This is a genomic window from Lacrimispora sp. 210928-DFI.3.58 (genome assembly GCF_020554865.1).
Classification (GTDB): Bacteria; Bacillota; Clostridia; order Lachnospirales; family Lachnospiraceae; genus Enterocloster.
On sequence record NZ_JAJCIC010000088.1, the window covers coordinates 1 to 2,000 of the forward strand.

A 2,000-nucleotide genomic window follows, 5' to 3' on the forward strand; every position below is an offset into this window, starting at 1 on the left:
TTTGCTGCTGTTTTTACAATCTCTGCAAACTTTCGCCTGGCGTGAGACCAGCAGCCGGAAACTTTGATCGTATCACTGTTTTTCATCAGAGTATGATATGGTTGGTAACCATCTGTGATCAATGTCCCATTGTACCCGGCAAGGTAGTTCTGCAGGACAGTTCCGTTCCTTCCTCCCAGATATTCATACAGAAAGAGCGGATGTGTCCCGTTTCCTCCAGGTGAATGGAACACCCACATGTATTCTTTGCTGTGTTCCGGCATGATAAAAGGTGTCTCGTCACAATGTACATGATGTGATCGCATGATCTCTTTTTTCATCATATCATGTACTGGTCCAAGATAATACTCATGAAGACGGATCATCCAGCCTGCCATGTCCTGCCTCGGGATGTTTACATCATTACGCAGGAATTCTTCTGACAGACGATTGAGCGGAATTGCATTCACATACTTTGCGTTGAATACCGCTGCGGCCAGTTCCGGAGTAAGGATACTGTGGGAAAGAAGACGGTTCGGTGCTTTTGCGCGCAGGAAGCTGCCGGAATCATGATTTCCGGCATATACTTTCACATGATGCTCCAATACTTTAAAACAGGACGGGATATACTGAAGTTCCTTATAAACTTCATCTTCAAGAACATGCCATCCCTTTGGGAAATGTGCTTGAAGTTCTTCTTGCGTACAATCATGCTGAATAATCTCTACTTCGATATCTTTCAGGTTCAGATCCCTTTTTCCTTTGGATCTTTTACGGCGGACGATCACTTTTTCAATCTCCGGTTCCTGAGGAGTCACGTTATCAATGAGTACTTCTGCTTCGTTGAGGACAACACACATATCATCCAGTGAGAAAGAAAGCTGTCCGAGAACCTGTTTCTCAGACTCTGTCTTACGTCCAAACCGGTGCTGTGTGAGGATTGCAAGCTGTTCTTTCAGGTCTTCGGTCTGTTTGATCAGCAGTTCGTTCTGTTTCTGGATTGTTTTATTCTGCTCAGACAGAAGCGCAAAGCTCTCACTCATCTGCATATACAGCAGAGCAATGGCATTCTTGGGTAATTTATTCAGTTCGTCGAGTGTTAAAGTATTGTTTTCCATGTGTCCATTATACCACAGAATGAGCTGAAAAACCGCATATTTACGCTGTTTTTTGAGATTTTGAATACTTATAAAACTGTCGATGTACGTGATAAAAACTGTATTAATACAGTTCTGGTTTTACCTTGGATATTACTTTTTTCTGTTCAATGGAAAGACCTTCCATCAACCACCGGTACTGTTGTGGAGTAAGTTCTTTTGCTTCCTGTGTACTGCGTGGCCACTGGAGTTTTCCATCTGTAAAACGTTTGTAGCACAGAAGCCAGCCGTCACCTTCATACAGAAGTGCTTTCATGCGGTCGTTTCTACGGCCACAGAAAAGGAAAATCGAGCCTGCATCTGTAGGATCCAGTCCGAACGTGGCAGATACAATAGAAATCAGTCCTTCGATCCCCTTTCTGAGATCGGTGTATCCGGCGCACAAATATACATGTTTGAAACCGGACGCATCATTGAGCATGGTGGATCACTTCCAGAACTCTGGTAATTAATTCTGTAGGAGTGTCATTATTAATACTGATTTCATTTCCGGCAGCTTTAATAACCATCTGAGTAGTAAAATCGGTTGTCGGAACAGGCTTAGCCTCTGGCATAGGCAGCTCAACAAATCCAACCTGCTGCAGAGCTGCAGTTTTGACTTTGCGAAGCCAGTAATAATAAGCATCCCGCGAGATATCATGCAGTTGACAATAGTCATCGACTTTCATCCCGCTGGATTTACAGTCTTTGATGATAGCAGCCCATTCGGTAATCCGGATCTGAGTAGTAGCAAGTTTTGTGTTCATTGTCATTTCCTCCTGTTGTAAAGATCGTGAAAAGTGTGTAACACACTTTTGCCACTTTACACACAATTATCTCGAATTATCGAGTTGAAGGAAAGTCGACGAGTTATATACCATTTAC

At 43.2% G+C, this 2,000-nt stretch carries 3 protein-coding genes; all 3 read right to left on the reverse strand.

The features are described 5' to 3' along the window. On the reverse strand, positions 1–1,097 hold a 1,097-nt coding region (locus tag LIZ87_RS21995; protein WP_227149217.1), incomplete at its 3' end, for an IS66 family transposase. A gap of 103 nt (positions 1,098–1,200) precedes the next feature. Next, entirely contained in the window at positions 1,201–1,557 is a 357-nt protein-coding gene (gene tnpB / locus LIZ87_RS22000) for an IS66 family insertion sequence element accessory protein TnpB (protein WP_227149218.1), read from the reverse strand. Beyond that, positions 1,547–1,882, reverse strand: coding sequence for an IS66 family insertion sequence element accessory protein TnpA (tnpA, locus tag LIZ87_RS22005; protein ID WP_227149219.1), 336 nt, complete (start codon positions 1,880–1,882; stop codon positions 1,547–1,549). The genes tnpB and tnpA overlap by 11 nt, the downstream gene beginning before the upstream one ends. Between the last annotated feature and the right edge of the window lie 118 nt (positions 1,883–2,000).

What these genes read in the sequence shown, in the direction of transcription:
- tnpB (WP_227149218.1), bottom strand. Translation starts at nt 1,557, where the DNA reads ATGCTCAATGATGCGTCCGGTTTCAAACATGTATATTTGTGCGCCGGA.
- tnpA (WP_227149219.1), bottom strand. Translation starts at nt 1,882, where the DNA reads ATGAACACAAAACTTGCTACTACTCAGATCCGGATTACCGAATGGGCT.